Source organism: Micromonospora sp. WMMA1363 (assembly GCF_030345795.1).
Lineage (GTDB): Bacteria > Actinomycetota > Actinomycetes > Mycobacteriales > Micromonosporaceae > Micromonospora.
Map to the genome: position 1 here is coordinate 1930862 of NZ_JAUALB010000001.1, position 16682 is coordinate 1947543.

At 68.8% G+C, this 16682-nt stretch carries 18 protein-coding genes and 2 pseudogenes; 12 read left to right on the forward strand and 8 right to left on the reverse strand.

Translation table 11 applies throughout. The annotated features are described in order from the left end of the window. Positions 1 to 214: 214 nt before the first annotated feature. A pseudogene (locus tag QTQ03_RS08805) lies at positions 215 to 1123 on the reverse strand (S1 family peptidase); the annotation flags it as partial. 73 nt (positions 1124 to 1196) lie between these two features. Further along, positions 1197 to 2614 (reverse strand): IS3 family transposase gene (locus QTQ03_RS08810; RefSeq protein ID WP_502889711.1). Its coding sequence is split into 2 segments (ribosomal slippage): positions 1197 to 2284 and positions 2284 to 2614, totalling 1419 coding nucleotides; the frame shifts between segments, so codons are not numbered across the junction. Between the two features lie 146 nt (positions 2615 to 2760). Between QTQ03_RS08810 and QTQ03_RS08815 the strand changes: the two genes are divergently transcribed. The 9 genes from QTQ03_RS08815 to QTQ03_RS08855 all read left to right on the forward strand — a co-directional run bounded on the left by QTQ03_RS08815 (position 2761) and on the right by QTQ03_RS08855 (position 9385). After that, entirely contained in the window at positions 2761 to 3369 is a 609-nt protein-coding gene (locus QTQ03_RS08815; protein WP_289277552.1) for an RNA polymerase sigma factor, read from the forward strand. Further along, complete coding sequence (locus QTQ03_RS08820; RefSeq protein WP_289277553.1) at positions 3366 to 4112, forward strand: hypothetical protein; 747 nt, start codon at positions 3366 to 3368, stop codon at positions 4110 to 4112. The genes QTQ03_RS08815 and QTQ03_RS08820 overlap by 4 nt, the downstream gene beginning before the upstream one ends. A 682-nt stretch (positions 4113 to 4794) precedes the next feature. Next, positions 4795 to 4947, forward strand: a complete 153-nt coding sequence (locus QTQ03_RS08825) for a hypothetical protein (RefSeq protein WP_289277554.1) — start codon at positions 4795 to 4797, stop codon at positions 4945 to 4947. Next, entirely contained in the window at positions 4914 to 5093 is a 180-nt protein-coding gene (locus QTQ03_RS08830; protein WP_289277555.1) for a recombinase family protein, read from the forward strand. The genes QTQ03_RS08825 and QTQ03_RS08830 overlap by 34 nt, the downstream gene beginning before the upstream one ends. A gap of 193 nt (positions 5094 to 5286) precedes the next feature. Continuing rightward, entirely contained in the window at positions 5287 to 5754 is a 468-nt protein-coding gene (locus tag QTQ03_RS08835) for a transposase (RefSeq protein ID WP_289277556.1), read from the forward strand. Between the two features lie 60 nt (positions 5755 to 5814). After that, positions 5815 to 6393, forward strand: a complete 579-nt coding sequence (locus tag QTQ03_RS08840; protein ID WP_289280739.1) for a transposase — start codon at positions 5815 to 5817, stop codon at positions 6391 to 6393. Between the two features lie 100 nt (positions 6394 to 6493). Then, positions 6494 to 7537, forward strand: a complete 1044-nt coding sequence (locus QTQ03_RS08845) for a transposase (protein ID WP_289277557.1) — start codon at positions 6494 to 6496, stop codon at positions 7535 to 7537. A 53-nt stretch (positions 7538 to 7590) separates the two neighbouring features. Further along, positions 7591 to 7785, forward strand: a complete 195-nt coding sequence (locus QTQ03_RS08850) for a hypothetical protein (RefSeq protein ID WP_289277558.1) — start codon at positions 7591 to 7593, stop codon at positions 7783 to 7785. Positions 7786 to 8758: 973 nt separating this feature from the next. Continuing rightward, the gene (locus tag QTQ03_RS08855) at positions 8759 to 9385 is read left to right on the forward strand and encodes a class I SAM-dependent methyltransferase (protein ID WP_289277559.1); all 627 of its coding nucleotides are present in this window, start codon (positions 8759 to 8761) and stop codon (positions 9383 to 9385) included. 43 nt (positions 9386 to 9428) lie between these two features. Here the strand turns inward: QTQ03_RS08855 and QTQ03_RS08860 are convergent, their stop codons facing one another. Continuing rightward, entirely contained in the window at positions 9429 to 9650 is a 222-nt protein-coding gene (locus QTQ03_RS08860) for a hypothetical protein (protein ID WP_289277560.1), read from the reverse strand. 26 nt (positions 9651 to 9676) lie between these two features. Here QTQ03_RS08860 and QTQ03_RS08865 point away from each other — a divergent pair, with 26 nt between their 5' ends. After that, positions 9677 to 10150 carry an MFS transporter gene (locus QTQ03_RS08865; RefSeq protein WP_289277561.1) on the forward strand — a complete coding sequence of 158 codons (474 nt, stop codon included), beginning with the start codon at positions 9677 to 9679 and terminating at the stop codon, positions 10148 to 10150. 340 nt (positions 10151 to 10490) lie between these two features. Here the strand turns inward: QTQ03_RS08865 and QTQ03_RS08870 are convergent, their stop codons facing one another. Both QTQ03_RS08870 and QTQ03_RS08875 read right to left on the reverse strand, forming a co-directional pair. Then, entirely contained in the window at positions 10491 to 11225 is a 735-nt protein-coding gene (locus tag QTQ03_RS08870; protein WP_289277562.1) for a LysR substrate-binding domain-containing protein, read from the reverse strand. Then, positions 11214 to 11303 (reverse strand): annotated as a pseudogene (locus QTQ03_RS08875) (LysR family transcriptional regulator); the annotation flags it as partial. The pseudogene QTQ03_RS08875 and the gene QTQ03_RS08870, both read right to left, overlap by 12 nt. Positions 11304 to 11401: 98 nt before the next feature. On the opposite strand from QTQ03_RS08875, the gene QTQ03_RS08880 reads away from it, so the two are divergent. Further along, positions 11402 to 12451: a threonine ammonia-lyase gene (locus QTQ03_RS08880; RefSeq protein WP_289277563.1), complete on the forward strand. Its 1050-nt coding sequence runs from the start codon at positions 11402 to 11404 to the stop codon at positions 12449 to 12451. A 46-nt stretch (positions 12452 to 12497) separates the two neighbouring features. Next, positions 12498 to 13208 carry an ornithine cyclodeaminase family protein gene (locus tag QTQ03_RS08885; protein WP_289277564.1) on the forward strand — a complete coding sequence of 237 codons (711 nt, stop codon included), beginning with the start codon at positions 12498 to 12500 and terminating at the stop codon, positions 13206 to 13208. 49 nt (positions 13209 to 13257) lie between these two features. Here the strand turns inward: QTQ03_RS08885 and QTQ03_RS08890 are convergent, their stop codons facing one another. The 3 genes from QTQ03_RS08890 to ltrA all read right to left on the reverse strand — a co-directional run bounded on the left by QTQ03_RS08890 (position 13258) and on the right by ltrA (position 16600). Next, a complete protein-coding gene (locus QTQ03_RS08890; protein WP_289277565.1) occupies positions 13258 to 14292 on the reverse strand; it encodes an MBL fold metallo-hydrolase in 1035 nt (344 codons plus the stop codon). A 57-nt stretch (positions 14293 to 14349) separates the two neighbouring features. Then, positions 14350 to 14547, reverse strand: a complete 198-nt coding sequence (locus QTQ03_RS08895) for a hypothetical protein (protein ID WP_289277566.1) — start codon at positions 14545 to 14547, stop codon at positions 14350 to 14352. Between the two features lie 808 nt (positions 14548 to 15355). After that, the gene (gene ltrA, locus QTQ03_RS08900; RefSeq protein WP_289277567.1) at positions 15356 to 16600 is read right to left on the reverse strand and encodes a group II intron reverse transcriptase/maturase; all 1245 of its coding nucleotides are present in this window, start codon (positions 16598 to 16600) and stop codon (positions 15356 to 15358) included. Between the last annotated feature and the right edge of the window lie 82 nt (positions 16601 to 16682).

The following is a 16682-nucleotide window of genomic DNA, read 5'->3' on the forward strand; positions in this document are numbered from 1 at the left end:
GTAGACAACTTCATGATCCACAGGTGTCGTGCTCGCTCCTCATCCGGTCACGTCCCTCAGGACAACGTCAGGCCAAAAGGGACATTCGCGGACTACTCCGGGGCCCTGGCCGTCATGCCGGCCCCGGGTTCCAGGATGCCGTCCGGTGACCTTGCGCGCAGGTCACCTACTGGTGGTCGACGTCAATGGTGGACTTGTCCCGTGCATGCGCCTTCCCCGCGGACCTGCCGGGAGGAGTCGCCGCGCGTCGGGCCGACAAGCCGCACCTGATGCTCGGCCCGAGTTGGCCCGAGTAGTTGACGGTGACATTCTTGGCGGTGATGGTGCCGCACCGCCAGCCGGTCGTCTGGCCGGACCGGCACACCGCGGCGCCCACCGCCGCCTCCTGAGAACCTGTCACGGTGACCGTGCCACCGTTGTAGGTGGACACCCACGGCCGTGATGTCCAGTTGGCGTTGGTTTTTACCCAAGCGTAGTCGTCACCGGGGAATGACGAGCCACGGACGGTCCCCTGCGGGGCGCCATAGCCGGTAGTGGTCGCGCCGACACCGCCGCAGTGTCCGGCAGTGACGAACCCGCCAGCGACGGCGAAGCCAACCGAACAGATGGCCCGATTGTCGATGACGTACCGGTCACCGCCGCGGATGTCGTCCACCGGGCGATAGGCCTCGTCGCTCACGACCACGGACACCGCGTCGTCGGGCAACCCCGCGGTGCGGGCGAAGCCGGTCGCCGTCGCAGCGCTGGCGGCCCGAATCGTGACGGTGTTGCTGGCCGGCGCGACGTACCACGCGTGCACCCCCGCGCCAGCCGCCGCCCGGCGGTTCAGTGCAGCGGTGAGCCGCTCCAGTTCGGCAAGGCTGCGGACGACCTTCCGGGGCTCCGCTCCGGAAGGTCGGACGCGGTTGGCTTGCGCTGGATCGGTCACACCCACCACCACGGTACGCCCGTCAGCGGCGATCCAGGTTCCGGCGTATGCGTCGGCCAGTTCGTCCCGCATCTGCCGCTCGATCGATGGTGCGGTGGCCTCGACCGCGAGGCGCGCGGTCAACGTGTTGGCGTCGAGGTCGAGGTCTCGACGAAGTGCAGCGAGTTGACCCGCCGGGAGTGTTGTCGGATCAGTGACGACCAATGCGGCGGGTGGCTCCGCGGCGGTGAGCGTTCCGGAAGGTGTCAACCTTTTTGGGGCGGTCGGTTCAGGGGTTCGTTGACTGAGTCGTGGTGTCCTCGGGCTTGTTGATCCACGCGGTGGTGGGCAGGGCGGGTGGTTGCGGGATGCCGCGGACGAATCGTTCGGGGTTGCGGGTGTAGGCGGCGGTCAGGACGTCGGCGCGGACATCGCGGACCTGCCGGGCGTGGCCGTGGTGGACGTCGTGTGGGGTGTGCCAGCCGATGCCGGAGTGCCGGTGGATGGTGTTGTACCAGGTGAAGAAGGCGCGGCAGTGAGCTCGGGCGTCCTGGACGCTGCCGAAGCGGTCGGGGAAGTCGGGCCGGTACTTCAGGGTCTTGAACTGGGCCTCGGAGAACGGGTTGTCGTTGCTGCACCTGGGCCGGGAGTGGGACTTGGTCACGCCGAGGTCGGCCATCATCTGCGCGACCGTCTTGGACGCCATTGAGGTGCCGCGGTCGGCGTGGATGGTCAACTGCTCACGCGCGACGCCCTGCTTGGTGATCGCGTCGGACAGCAGCCGTTCGGCCAGGGCGGCGTCCTCGCGCTCGGCGAGCAGCCACGCGACGGTGTAACGGCTGTAGATGTCGATCACGCTGTAGAGGTGGTAGAAGTCCCGCTTGGCCGGGCCGCGCAGCTTGGTGATGTCCCACGACCACACGCGATTGGGGGCGTCGGCGATCAGTTCGGGCTTGACCTTCGGCGGGTGCACCGCGTGACGGCGGCGCTCCCTGACTTCGCCGTGGGCACGCAGGATCCGGTACATGCTCGACACCGACGCCACGTACACGCCCTCGTCGAGGAGGGTGTGGTAGACGGCCGCGGGGGCCATGTCGGCGAAGTCCGGGCTGTTGAGCAACGCCCGGACGCTGTCACGCTCGGCCGCGCTCAGGGCACGTGGCTGCGGCCTGGGTTCACGCCCCGGCCGCGGTGGCGCAGGCGTCTGGCGGTGCCGGCGGTAATGGTTGGCCTGCGGCCGGCCGGTGGCTCGGCACGCCGCCCGGATGCCGATCAGCGGCGTCAGTTCGGTGATCGCAGCGTCGATCATGGTGTCGGCTCGCTCCCGCTGTGCTGGCTGTCGGTCGCGAGTTGCCCCAACAGCGCGGAGAGTTTTCCCTGCACCTCGATCACCTTGCGGGCCTTGTCCAACTCGGCGCGCAGCCGCTCGTTGTCTGCCCGCAACCGGGCTGCCTCCAGCACCGCCGGATCGGTCTTCGGCCGCCCGGCCGGCTTGGCCAGGGCCTCGCGGGCGCCGGCGTCACGCTGATGCTTCCACGCCGCGAGCAGCGACGTGTACAGGCCTTCCCGACGAAGCAGGGCGCCCTTGCCGGCCTTATCGAGGGTCTCGTACTCGGCCAGGATCCGCGCCTTGTACGCGGCGGTGTATGTCCTTGTTCGGGGCTTTGCTGGTACCTCGGGGTCGGGCACCGGGTGATGCGATGTCACGGGGGTGGATCTCCTTGCACGCCCTCACGGGTCAGAGTTTCAGCAGGTCAACCTGCCTTCCCCAAGGATGACACAGAGGGAACACGGAGCGGTAAAAAGACTCAGTCGGCAGGTAAGTGGAGGGCACCGGCCGGACACTTCTTAGTGTGACAGCGATACCACACCGAGATCCGCCCGAGCCCGAGGGCAAGACATTCAACGACCTGTGGCAGCGACACTCCGCCCGGGTCATGGCGTACGCCCTGCGCCACGTCGATCCCGACACCGCCCAGGAGGTGGTGTCGGAGACCTTCCTGATCGCGTGGCGGCGGTTGCGCGACGTTCCCGGCGAGCCGCTGCCCTGGCTGCTGGTCGTCGCGCGTAACACGATCGCCAACCAGCGCCGCTCCGGTCACCGCCGCAACATGTTGCAGGCTGAGCTGCAGCGGCTAGAACTTGTCGCCGAGGCGGCCCCATCGGCGGAAGTCTCGGCCCTACAGCGGGCGGAGACGCTGACCGCGCTGGCCGCGCTGAGCGCCGTAGAACGCGAAGCGCTGCTCCTGGTCGCCTGGGACGGGTTGAGCGCGGCACAGGCCGCCCGAGTGGCCGGCTGCTCCCGCGCGACGTTCCACCTACGGTTGCACCGCGCCCGGCGGCGGCTACGCACCACGATGGCCGATCCACCGCTGAGCAGCGCGGCGCAAACGCCTGATCGTTCCGCCGGGTCGTCGCTGCACATGACCCGGCCCACCTCGTCGCTGGAGGAGCCGACATGACCAAGCCCACCGATCCGCTGACCACCTTGACCGCGCTGCGTCCGCGTACCAGCATCGAGCACCTTTGGCCGTCGGCCAGCCGCGACGCCAGCCTCGCCGCCATCACCGCCACCGATCCCGCCGCCGCGGCGACCGCTCCCCGCCGGCGGCCCCGCCGCACCCGTCGACTGGTCCTGGCCGCGGTACTGAGCGTGCTCGCCATACCCGCCGGGCTGGGAGTGGCCAGTGCCACCGGCATCGTGCCCGAGGCCTTCCGCGACCTATGGATGTTGGAGCAGGACACCGGCGTGGACCTGGCGAACATCAGCCGGGTAGCCACCGCCCCCGGGCCCGAGGGTTCGGTCTTCGCGGTGTGGATGGCGACGAACCCCGACAACGACTACATCTGCCTCGTCCCGATCTTCGAAAAGCCCGACGGTGTCACCAAGCCGGAGCCGTCGGTGCTCCAGGACGGCGCCGCCGGATGCCATCAGCACGATCCGAAGATGAAGCTGGGCGAGAACATGTGGGTCGGCAGCTCCCAAGACGAAACCGGTCGCCTCGACCTCGCTGTCTACGCCGTCAGCGCCGGCCGCACCACCCGTGCCGAGCTACGCATGCCCGACGGTTCCACACTGCCGGCACTACGCGTGAAGGACCGCTACGTGGGCTGGTTCCCCTACTCCCCGAACGCACCCAAGCCTATCCTGACCGCCTACAACGCCTCCGGCGACGTCGCGGCACAGGTCAACGTACCCGACTGAATCATCGCGACGACCCGCAGCCGCGCTGCCAGACGGGTGCGCCGACAGCGGTCAACGGCTCTGGGCCACCTCTCCCGGGGGCGCAGACACGACCTTGTCGCCACCAAGGACACGATCCTGTCGCTCAACACCTGGCCATCCGGCCAGCGACCCACCACAGGGCGAGCAGGCAGCAGGCCCGCACAGGGACGCTCAGGGCGTCCAGAGGCTCGGCCACGACGCGACGCCGGCGGCAGCGAACTTCGAGGGCAAGCCGGCGGCAGCCGGTGCGGCAGCTGGGCGCCGCAACCCACAACGGCGCCCAGCCACCCGCGGCGCCCGTTCCGGCCCAGCCACGATGGAACGCCCGCCCGGAGCCGCGGGCGGAACGCGGGCGTTCCGGAACGACGCGCGCGTTCCGGAACACCCCGGACCGTTCCGGCCGGGGCCGGCGGTCACCGTTCCGGAACGGTGACCGCGTCGCCGGCGGCCACGCCGGCGCGCAACCGCCGGGGGGGGGTAACGGGCACCCGTCGACGCCACAGGGGACGGATCACCACCCGCCGGCGGATCGGCTGGGCGAGCAACACCCGGTCCGGCGGCGGTAAAGATGCAGAGGAGCGCGGTCAGGTGTGCAGAGGACTACAGAATCTGACATCTGCGCGAGGCCCTCGCCGCGTGCCGGGCCGGCGATCAGTTGGTCGTGACGAAACTGGACCGGCTCGCCCGCTCGGTCATCGACGCGCACGACATCGCGAAGGAGTTGACCGCCCGGCGGTCAAGCTCAACCTCGGCGGTTCCATCCACGATCCGACCGATGCGATGGGCAAGCTGCTGTTCACGACTTTGGCGATGATCGCCGAGTTCGAGGCGGACCTGACCCGGCTGCGGACCCGGGAAGGCATGAAGATCGCCAAGGCGAAGGGTCGGCTGCGTGGCAAGGCACCCAAGCTGAGCGCGAAGCAGGAAGCTCATCTGGTGGCCTTAGACCCTGGTAAATAAGGGTGTCGGGTGGATGGCGGTCAGGGCGGGCATCGATGTCAGTGCCCGCGGTCAGCGTGGCGTCGTGACATGAGGAAGGGCCTCCGGTACGAGCGAAGGCGACTAAACCAGCACGACCGAAGGCCCAACCCTGTCTGTATACCTCGCCGCCGGGGCCGCCACGTCAGCGACCCCGGCCAGCCTCGCCGATCACTTGACCACCGCCCGGCCCAGGTACTACCCGTCGGACACCAGCGACGCCGAATGGCAGGTCCTGGCGCCGCACATCCCGGCCGGGACCGGCCGCGGGCGTCCGATCGTCTACCCACGCCGCGACATCGTGGACGCGATCCGCTACCTCGACCGCACCGGCTGCCAGTGGGACGCACTACCCGCCGACTTCCCACACCCGAAACTGGTCTACCACTACTTCAAGACCTGGACCGCCGACGGCACCCTCACCCGGATGCACAACCACCTGCGCGAACAGGTCCGCCAGCAGTGCGAGGACCGTGACGTGCAGCCCACCGCTGCGTTGCTGGACTCCCAGTCGGTGCGCGGCGCGGAGACCGTCGCCCGGTCCGGCCGTGGCTACGACGCGGGGAAGAAGGTGAACGACTCTGCTGCCGAATTCGTGACACGCCGTCGGGATCGTTCGTACTGGCCGGTCACGGGGTCATGATCCCTGTTCGCGGTCGTGTTCCTTCCGTCGGTGGCTGCGGGATGGGGTGTACGGGTGTCGATGCAGCCGCGGTCGCGGGTCCAGATTCCTGATCAGACGGTGCTGGTGGCCCGCGCGGCGTTCCCGAACGGCAGCGTGGCGATATCAGCGCGTGACCACCTGGGTGAGGTGTTCACCGACGAACAGTTCGCTGCCGCGTTCGGTGTCCGGGGCGCTCCGGCCGAATCGCCGGGCGCCTTAGCGCTGGTGACCGCGTTGCAGTTCGCGGAGAACCTGACCGATCGGCAGGCCGCGCGGATGGTCGCCCGGGCGATCGACTGGAAGTACGCGCTCGGCCTGGAGCTGACCGATCCCGGCTTCGACGCCAGCGTGCTGTCCAAGTTCCGTACCCGGCTGGTCGAGCACGGCCTGGAAGAACAGGTCTTCACCGCGATGCTGACCGTGTCGACCGGCAAGGGCCTGATCGCGGCTGGTGGTAAGCAGCGCACCGATTCCACTCACGTGATCAGCGCGGTGCGAGACCTCAACCGTCTGGAGGTGGCCGGCGAGTCGGTACGGGCCTGCCTGGAAACGTTGCCGGTGGCCGCACCGGACTGGCTGGCCACCGCTATCGACGTCGGCGAGTGGGCGCACCGGTAGCGGGCCACGCATCGATTCCTGGCGGCTACCCGCCTCGCAGGCCAAGCGGGACCGCCTCGCCCAGGTCTACGGCACCGACGCCGTCGCCCTGCTGCGCGCGGTGTTCGCCCCTGCCGCCCCGGTCTGGCTGGCCGAACTGCCCGCGGTGCGGACGCTGCGCACCGTGCTGGTGCAGAACTATCTGATCACCACCGACAGCAGGGGGCGGGAGGTGATCCGGCGGCGGGAGGCGGACACGGACGGTCTCCCGCCCGCCAGATCCCGGATCACCTCCCCGTACGACACCGACACCCGGTGGGCCGCAAAAGGCGACGACCTGTTCTGGAACGGCTACAAGGTCCACCTGACCGAGACCTGCGACCCCGACACCGAGCACGGCACCACCAGCGACCACGACGGCCAGACCGGTCCCCGGCCGACACCGAACCTGATCGTCAACGTGGCCACCACGGCGGCCACCGTCCCCGACGTGAAAGCCACCACCGGCATCCACCAGCACCTGCACGACCGCCGGCTGCTGCCCGCCGAGCACTACCTCGACTCCGGCTACCCCTCAGCCGACACCATCGCCACCGCGCAGACTTTCGGCGTCACCATGGTCACCCCGGCCCTGCTCGACCAGTCCGCCCAGGCCCGTGCCCGCACCGGCTACGACAAGACCTGCTTCACCATCGACTTCGACACCCGGCAGGTCACCTGCCCCCAAGGACACACCAACACCTCCTGGAGCCCCACGGTCCAACGCGGCACCGAGGTCATCGTGGTCAAGTTCCCCACCACCACCTGCGGCCCGTGCCCCGCCCGCGCCCAGTGCACCACCGCGAAACGCGGCGGCCGGCAACTCACCTTCTACCCCCGCGACCTCCACCACGCCCTCACCGCTGCCCGCACCCGACAGACCAGCGACAGCTGGCACGACAAGTACAAGCTGCGCGCCGGCGTCGAAGGCACCATCAACCAGGCCCTCGACATCACCGGCATCCGCCACACCCGCTACCGCGGCCTCGCGAAAACCCGCCTCCAACACGTGTTCTCCGCGATCGCCCTCAACCTCGTCCGACTCCACACCTGGTGGACCGACCACCCCCTACCAACAGCCCGGACCAGCAACCTCCAACGCCTCGATCACGCCCTCGCCGCCTGAACCCCGAATTGGGCAGCAGAGTCGCTCGTCGGTGTCGGTGTCGGGCGCGTCGCGTGTTCGGTCATCCCGCGTTCACCGAGGTCTCCAGCCGTCATCTGCATCTGCTACGAACCGACCGGACGAGAGCAAAGCCGGCCGACTCATGCAGCGCCACCGCCGCCGTCAGGCTGGCCGGTGTCACGACGGCGACCGCGCTGGCCGCGCTCGACCAGGGCCGCGCACGCGCCGAGCACGGCGTCGCGCCGTAGCCGTGGCCGCGGGGGTCCACATGGCTGCTGACCGGCTCAAGCAGTCCGCACCGACCCACACCGGCGAACCATCCGGTCGCGGCGGCAGCCGCTCCTCGTCGGGAGTGCGCACGATCGTCTCCACGGCCAGCTCGCCGGCCGGTGACTGGTTCATCCTGCGCCAGCCCTCGACGGTGAATGCCGAGTTCGCGAAGGCCGATCGTTGCACCAGGACCCGACGGCGTCGTCGGCCTCGCCGACCGTCTGGGGCCCGGCCGGACACCGGCCGCGGTGCCCACGACAGAACCACCCACGGGTCCGGATCGCGTTCCCGCCCCCAGGCAGGCGTCGCACGCGTTGGCGCCGGGTCTGAGCAGCGTCTCGGCATCGGCGGGGAGCGCGTCGGGATCGACACCGAACGGGGCATCGGCGGGCGTCCACTCACTCAGCACGCGCCGGGCGGTCGTCGAACACCTCTGTGGCCCGATCAGCTTGAGGGGCGCATCCTCGAGCTGTACCGGAGGCTCTCCGCCGCGGTCGGCGCCGCGTCGGCCGAAGCCGCCCATGGCGCTCGGCCGGAGGATGGCCGCCTGCCGGGGCCCTTCGATGCCGTGCTTCTCACCTCTGCGCTGACAGGTGACTTGGCGCAGCGGATCGGGCAGATCTCCGCATCCAAGATCGAGCCGCAGGTACGCGAGGCGATCATTCTCACGGTCGGGGGACGGTGGGGGCCGATTTCGAGATCCATGCCCACACGGCGGGCCGCGAATGGCAGGGCTCAGCGAAGCGGCCATCGCCCACCTACTCGCAGGCGTCTGAGCCGTGGCCCCACGGCGTCGAGGGTGCGATCGAACTCGTCGTCCACCCCATCGGTTTGCCGTTCGGCAACGTAGCTTGCTCATTCAGCCCGTGGTGCGGAGTATTCCGATGTAGCCGACGACCTGGGGAGAACGCCGGTCGGTGCGGCGATGCTGAACGCGCTTTGGGGGAACCGATGACGCACGACTTCGACGATCAGTACTGGCAACGCCACTGGCACCAGGTGCGTGGCGGGCAGCCGCGGTGGCTCCTCAGCCCCAACCCGTATGTGGTCGACGCGGCCGGCGGCCGAACGCCGGGGCGGGCCATGGACGCCGGGTGCGGCGAGGGCACCGAGGCGATCTGGCTCGCCCAGCAGGGGTGGGAGGTCACAGCCGTGGACATCGCGTCGACGGTCTTGCGGCGCGCCGCCGCCCGGGCGACCGAGCACGGCGTACCCGACGTGCGTTGGGTCGGGGCCGACCTGACCGTCTGGAAACCGGACGACCTGTTCGAGCTGGTCACTTCGCACTACGCCCACCCGTCCGGGTCGCAGCTGGCCTTCTACGAGCGTCTTGCGCGGTGGGTCGCACCGGGCGGAACCCTGCTGATCGTCGGGCACCCGCACCACCATGGGGCCGGACAGCCGCGCGGTCATCAACCTCCGGCTGAGGCGTCAGTCACCGCTGCGGACATCACCGCCCACCTCGACGGCACGGTTTGGGCAGTCGACACGGCCGCCGAAATCGCCCGTGCCATGACCGGCCGGACCGGCCAGCAGGTGCTGCTGAACGACGTCGTGGTGCGGGCCACGCGCCGCTGACCCCTTTCCCACGCCGTGGCGGGACTGTCGCCCGCGCCAGAACCTACGCGTCGATTCGAGGGGCAACCGTGAGTGTCAAGTCCTCCCCGCTGCCGGCCGGCGCCGGTGCGGTCACGATCGACGATCCGCGACGGCGCCGGGCGGTCATGCTCGGTGTGTGCCTGGCGCTGATGGCGGTCACAGCCTCGGTGTCGGGGCTGAACGTGGCCCAGCCGGACATCGCCGTCGACTTCGACATCTTGCAGAGCATCGTGCTGTGGATCATCAAAATATCTTCCGTACTCTCAGGCGGTGCTGGGCTGGTCCGGACTGCTGTCCACCCTGGCGATCCTGCCGATGGCGCTGCTCATGATGCTCACCTCCGGGCTGGCACCCAAGATCGCCGCCGCTGTCGGTGGCCGCACGACGATGGCGCTGGGCATCGCGCTGGGCGGGGTGGGCCTGGCGCTGATGGCCAGCCTCGTGTCCGTCGAGGGCGGATACCTGTCGGTGCTGCCGGGCATCGTCGCGATGGGGCCGGGCATGTGCCTGGCGATGACACCCTCCACCGAGGCCATCACCTCCTCGCTGCCCAGTTCGCGGCAGGGCGTGGCGTCCGCGCTCAACGACGTCACGCGAGAATTCGGCACCGCGCTCGGCGTGGCGCTGCTGGGCTCGGTTCTGCCACGCGGGCTACCGCACGACGATCACCCCTCGGCTCGAAGGAGTTCCTGCCGACACCGCCCGAGACCGCGCGCGAGGGTGTGTCCAACGCCCTCGCCGTAGCAGACACGGCCGGCGCCAACGCCACAACGGTGGTGACCGCCGCCAAGGAATCCTTCGTCGACGGCTGGCAGCAGGGCATGTGGGCCGGCGTCGGCGTCATGGCCGTCCTGCTGGTCGTCATCCTGATCAGCGGACTGCGCAAGCCCACGACCGGCGACTCCCCGGTGGAGCAGGCGCCGACTCGCCCGCTGAGGCGAGCGTCCCAACCGAATCGCGGTGACGGTCGCGACCACGCACTGTTGCACGGAGGGCCAATTCTCACGGCAGCAGATCACGACGAATTCGGGGAATGTGTCGACCTCCGCACCGCACGGTCGGATTCACGTGAGGAGCCGAATGACTACCGCCGCTGCCGTAGTTGCCGGGTCAGGTTCTGGATCAGCGCGGCAGCGGCTGGAAACGGGTCCGCTGAACGTGTGACAGCGCAGATGCGCCGATGGAGCCCTGGCGGGTGGGCGATGTTGTGGTAGTTGACGCCCGGGGTGGGTATGGCGGCGATCGCGGGTACGAGGGCGACGCCGAGTCCGGCACCCACGAGGGCCAACAGAAGGTGGTAGCTGTCGGCGCGGAATGCGATCGTCGGTAGAAATCCTGCGGTTTGCCCGGCAAGTTCGGTAACTGCCTGGAAACCCGTTGAGGGGCGGGTGGAGACCCAGGCCACGTCAGCAAACTGGCGCAAGTCAATCTTCTGGTTCACGGCGGGAGCACGCTTTGGTGGCGCGGCAAGCAGCAGCGGCTCATCGTGCAGGCCGGTTTGGTGCAGTCCCCGCATATCTGACGGCGGGACGTGAGCGTAGTGGTGTGTGACAGCGAGGTCGATGTGGCCGTCTCGCACCGCGGGCAGGGCTTCTTCCGGTTCCATCTCGGTGAAGGATAGGTCGACGCCGGTATGACGGCGGCGAAAAGCGGCCAGAGCCGGGACGACGATGGTGCATGCGGTCGCGAAGGCCGCCACGCGCAGGCGTCCGCCGGAGCCGTCGGCAACAGCGGCAACGGCCCGCTCCGCGGTGTCGAGTTGTATCAGTATCCGCTCGGCGTGCTCAGCGAGTACGCGACCTGCTTCCGTCAGCCTCACGCTGCGAGCTGAGCGTTCCAACAGCGGCTGGTTGACTTCGCGCTCCAGACGCGTGAGCTGTTGCGAAGCCGCCGCCGCAGTGCAGCCTAGCTACTCGGCGGTGCGGGCGATGGTTCCGGTCCTGGCAAGTACAGCCAGAACCTGCAACTTGTCAGCATCAAGCATAAGCACAGTTTATGCTCAGGCATGCATTGCTGAGCTTGTGGTTATGCTTGCCTGCTGGTCAGACTGGCGGTAACCCTATGGAAGAGGCAGCTTTGGCGAGCATCGAGCGTGTCGTCCCCGAGCCGAGCGTCGCGGATCTACTCCAGGCCGCTGCGGCCGTGCGTTCCTATCTCGATCCCACCCCGCTGGTGGCCACGACCGCTGACAACGGTGCGCTGCTGAAGCTGGAGTGCTGGCAACCGACTGGCTCGTTCAAGGTGCGCGGTGCGATCGCGGCGCTGGCGGCGTTGCCCGAGCATGCCCGGAGGGCAGGCGTCGTAGCCGCCTCGGCCGGCAATCACGGGCTGGGCATTGCGTATGCCGCAATGCGGTCCGGCATTGCGGCGACGGTCGTCGTTCCGGCGACGGCATCCCCGGCGAAGGTCGACGCGCTGCGTAGGTTCGGCGCCAACCTGGTGCGGCACGGCGACGACTACGACGCCGCGGAGGTGTACGCCCTCGATCTCGCAGCCCGTGGGGCGACGTACGTGTCCGCCTACAACGACACGCATGTCATCGCCGGGCAGGCCAGCATCGGCTACGAACTGAACGAGCAGATCGACGAACCGCTGACCGTTGTCACCCCGGTCGGCGGGGGCGGGCTCGCCGCCGGGCTCACCCTCTGGGCAGCCGGCCACTCGAACGTGCGCGTGGTAGGAGTGGAGGCCGAGGCATCACGTGCCGTGTCGGCAGCAGCTGCCGTCGGCCAGACGGTCACCGTACCGGTCGGCGCGACGCTCGCCGATGGGCTCGCCGGTAACATCGAGCCCGGCAGTATCACCCCTGTGGTCCTTGCCTCACACGACACAGCCATGATCGCGGTATCCGAAGCAGAGATTCGGCACGCCATGCGGTTTCTTGCCGGCCAGCACGGCCTTGTCGTCGAGGGGTCGGGCGCCGTCGCCGTCGCAGCCCTGCTCTTGCGCAAGATCGAGGTCGTTGGCCGGGCTGTCGCTCTGGTCACCGGGCGCAACATCGCGCTGCCCACCTTCGCCGACGCCGTCGGCGGGGACCTGGCGTGACCGGCATGCGCGTCCTCAACCTCGACGAGATCCATCAGTTGATGGAATGCCCACGAGCAGCGGAATCGTCACAGTGTTCGATGCGACCACCGGGCAGCCCGCGCTAGTTCTTCTCGATGACGGCTACCTGACCGACCTGCGTACCGCCGCCACCGGAGCGCTCGCCAACGGTGCCCTAGCCCGCAAGGACATCACGGCCGTCACCATGATCGGCACCGGCGGCCAGGCACGTCACCAACTCACCGCCCTGCTCGAAGTCCGCCAGCCTCGCCGCCTGGTGATCTACGGACACACCGCTGCCCACGCCGCTGCCCTTGCAGCCTGGGCGCACCGACTGTATCCGTGGGAGATCATCATCGCCGACACCATCCCTGACTCGCTGTCCGGCGCAGACCTGGTCATCACTGTTACACCGTCGGACACCCCACTCATCCACACGGACTGGCTGCCCGAGGGCGTACACGTTACCGCCGTCGGTGCCGACGGCCCGCACAAACGCGAGCTGCATCGCACCGTGCTGACCCGCGCGAACCGCATCGCCGTCGACGACCTAGCGCAAGCCCGAAGCTTCGGCGAACTCAAAGACCTCAGTGATGACGCCGCGGCCGCCCTGCCCGTCGTCACCCTCGGCGCGCTCCTGAGCGGCGACGCTCCGGGACGCGGTAGCGACACCGACATCACCATCGCCGACCTCACCGGCCTTGGCGCCCAGGACGCGGCTCTCGCCGGCTACATCGCTCGCCATGCGCTCAGCTGATCGGCACAGCCGCTTGACCTGCTGGATGAGGTTCTCGGCGAGCACACGGTCACGCGGCGTCGTAGCGACGCACTCCATCGGCGTCGGCGACCTTCAACCGCCCCTGCGCCACGAGCAGGTCGAGGTGCGCGGCCGTCTCGGCCACAGCGAGCATCTGGTTGAACAGGTCGAGGTCGGCGAAGGACCGCTCGCGCCTGGTCCAGGTCAGCCGACCAGCGATCTCGTACGCGGTCGCCCCGTCGTGCACGAGCCCGCAGGCGTGGTCCAGCCGCCTTGCGTGATGGTGCAGGAGCTCGTCGACGCGCGCGTGGACGCTCGGGCCCACCGGGCCGTGCGCCGGCAGCAGTCGTTGGTCGGGCAGCGACCGGACCAGCCGCAACGAGTCGAGGTAGTCGCCCAGCGGCAACGCGGCGGCCACCGCCTCGAAGCCGACGGCCGGCGTGATGTGTGGAAGAACGTGGTCGCCAGCGAACATCAGCTGCTCGTCGCGGTCGATGAAGACAACATGACCACGGGTGTGCCCAGGGGTCGCCACCACCCGGAGCGTCCTGGTCGGCAACCCGACGTCCGTCCCGCCCGCCAGCCAGTCGTCCGGCCCCGCCCAGTCCGCCGGATCATGGGGCACCAACTCGGCCCGCGCGCGGAGCGCGTCGACGATCTCGCCTGCGCCACATCGCACCAGCGCCTGCCAGTGCACGGACATCGGCCGGTGCCCGGGCGTGGACAGGGCGAGGATGGCCGGCCGCTCCCCCTCGCCGAGGCTCACCGCTGTGCCGAACTCGCGCCGTACCGCCACGGCCATCGCGTAGTGGTCCCGGTGCACGTGCGTCACGAGAAACCGGCGTACGTCCCCCAGGCCCGCGTCCAGGGCGGCCAGAGCGGCATCCAGCGTCTGTCGGGCCTCGGCGATGGCCCAGCCGGAGTCGATCAGGACGAGGCCGTCGTCGCCGGTCAGGGCGTAAACGTTCACCGATCGCAGACCGTCGTGCGGTAACGGCAGCGGAATGCGGTACACCCCGGCGGCCACCTCGAACACGCCCGGGCGCGTCCAGTCCGAGGTCACGTCATCGGGTTCGACCCGCATTGCTGCTGCACCTGCCATCTGCCGTCCTCCACCCCGAGCCTGATCGACACGACTCTGTCACGTGCGCTTGCGGATCTCGTCGACGGCCGGGGGCCGCCGGTGGTCGTGGGCCTCGACGAGAGCGTTGGAGCGCTTCGCGTTTCCGTGACGATCGAGTTGCTCACCGTTCCACTGGCCGCTGCCGCCGGTGCGCCACTTCACCCGCCACCTGATGACCTTGCGGTCCTTGGACGGCTGCCGCTCTGACGTCGCCACTGTTCCTCCACGTGAGCAGGCGGGCCATGAGCGTCGTTCCGGGGCCCGCCGCCCAGCCGCGCCTATACGCGCGACGATGCAACGGTAACCGTCTCGTTCGGCCAGGCACAATGACCGGCCGATCTTGGCGCTAACGATCTTCGTGCGGGGCGATGCTCCCGAGACGTTCCCGGCACGCATCGCACCCTGGATACGACGGAGGCCGCCTTGCTGGGTCGGTCCAGCTCACGGCCACGTTCGGTGGTTCTCGAGATCCTGCGGAGGGATGATCGATACCGGAACCCGCACGAAACGGTGCCACTATCGAAATCGCCACGGTTTCATGATCGACGGCGCCGGAACCACGGTAGGGGCCGATCGCTCAGCCAACCATCTGGCACGGGCTCAACCCTCCTCGGCCTCGCTCCCATGGACACCCGGGATCGGCCACGCCAGCACCTCACCGACAGCGGGTGCCGCTGACCCGCGTTCTGACCGCAGTGGACCGGGCCCGGGGGCAGGGCGTTGTCGCCGGGGTACCGGAAGGAGCAGCGGGACTCGTTCGAGTTCGGCCCGCGAGCCGTCCTCGACGGGTCGAAGCCATATCTGCGCGCGAGCAAAAGACAGCGGCGCGCCCCTCTTCAATCAGCTCGACGACACCGCCTACGGCATCCTCAGCGGCGGACTACGGTCCCGGTCCGGCCCCTGCCAACAGGCGAGCGGAACAACCCATGTCGCACTGCCGGGTAGACGGCGGGAGTCTCACCCGCCGTCCCCCACAGATCCGGACGTAAGCCTCTCGGCTTATCCGGCTCGTGCCGTTCGGTTATCAGGTCGTGTACCGCAGTGTCCAGTGAGCGAATAGGTTCGGTGTCCGTTGTCGGACTCCCATCAACCATGCCCGCGCCCGGTCGTCACTGCGTTTGAGTCGCTTGTACTTCCACTTCCCCCAGCGCATCAGATGGCGGTCGACACGCTTGCCGATCGGGTTCACCGCGCTCGGGTAGAACACGGTGAAGTAGTTCAACCAGCCCCGTAGGGCCGGGTTGATCTCTTCCGCGAGGTCGGCCAGGTTTTCGGTCGTGCGCCGATGTAGCCGCCAGGACGCGACCTTGCGGCTCATGTCGGCCAGCTTCCCCGGAGCCACCGCTGGCAGGAACCCCGTTCGGGACTTCCCCCGGACGAAGGTCTTGCGGGGACGAAACGCGTATCCGCAGAACGTGAACGTCACCTGGCCGTAGTCCAGGCGACGCCGGTCGTCCTTGCAGTACACGATGCGCGTCTTGTCGGGATGCACCTGCAACCCGATGTCCGCGAACCGGCGATCGATCGCCTGCCGCATCTGGTGCGCCTGACGTTCGGTCACGCAGTGGACCACCACATCGTCTGCGAACCGCTCGAACCCGACCCCGGGAAACTCCCGGGACATCCAGGTGTCGAAGCCGTAGTGCAGGAAGATGTTGGCGATCAACGGGGAGATCGGGCCACCCTGCGGTGTCCCCTTCGTCCGGCAGGCCAAGGTTCCGTCGGGCATCAGCATCGGCGCCTTCAACCAGCGCTGCACATACAGCATGACCCACGGCTGGGCCGCGTGTCGTGCCACCGCCTTGAGCATCAGCTCCCACGGCACCGAATCGAAGAAGGCTTTGACGTCCAGGTCGACGACCCAGTCCTTCTTGAAACACCGCTGCCGGCACACCCGCACCGCATCCACCGGGGACCGTCCGGGACGATAGCCGTAGGAGTCGTCGTGGAACACCTTCTCCACCTCCGGCTCCAGCACCAGCACCGCCGCCGTCTGCACCACCCGGTCGACCACGTTGGGTATGCCCAGAATCCTGGTTCCACCCTTCTTGGGGATCTCCACCGCCCGGACCGGGCCGGGAAAGTAGCTGCCCGACGACATGCGGTTCCACAGCCGGTAGAGGTTGTCAGTCAACCGCTCCTCGAACTGTTCGATCGTCACGCCGTCGGCCCCGGCCGCTCCGCCGTTACCCTTCACCTTCAACCACGCGGCCCAGACCAGCCGCTTGGGGATGTCGTGCGACTTACCTGTCAACCCTGACTGACTCACGCGGTTCCTCCCTCACGGTTGACCGCCCGCGCCAGCCTGAACGACCCCGCCCCTTCGCTCCCCGACCCACTGCGATACGCAG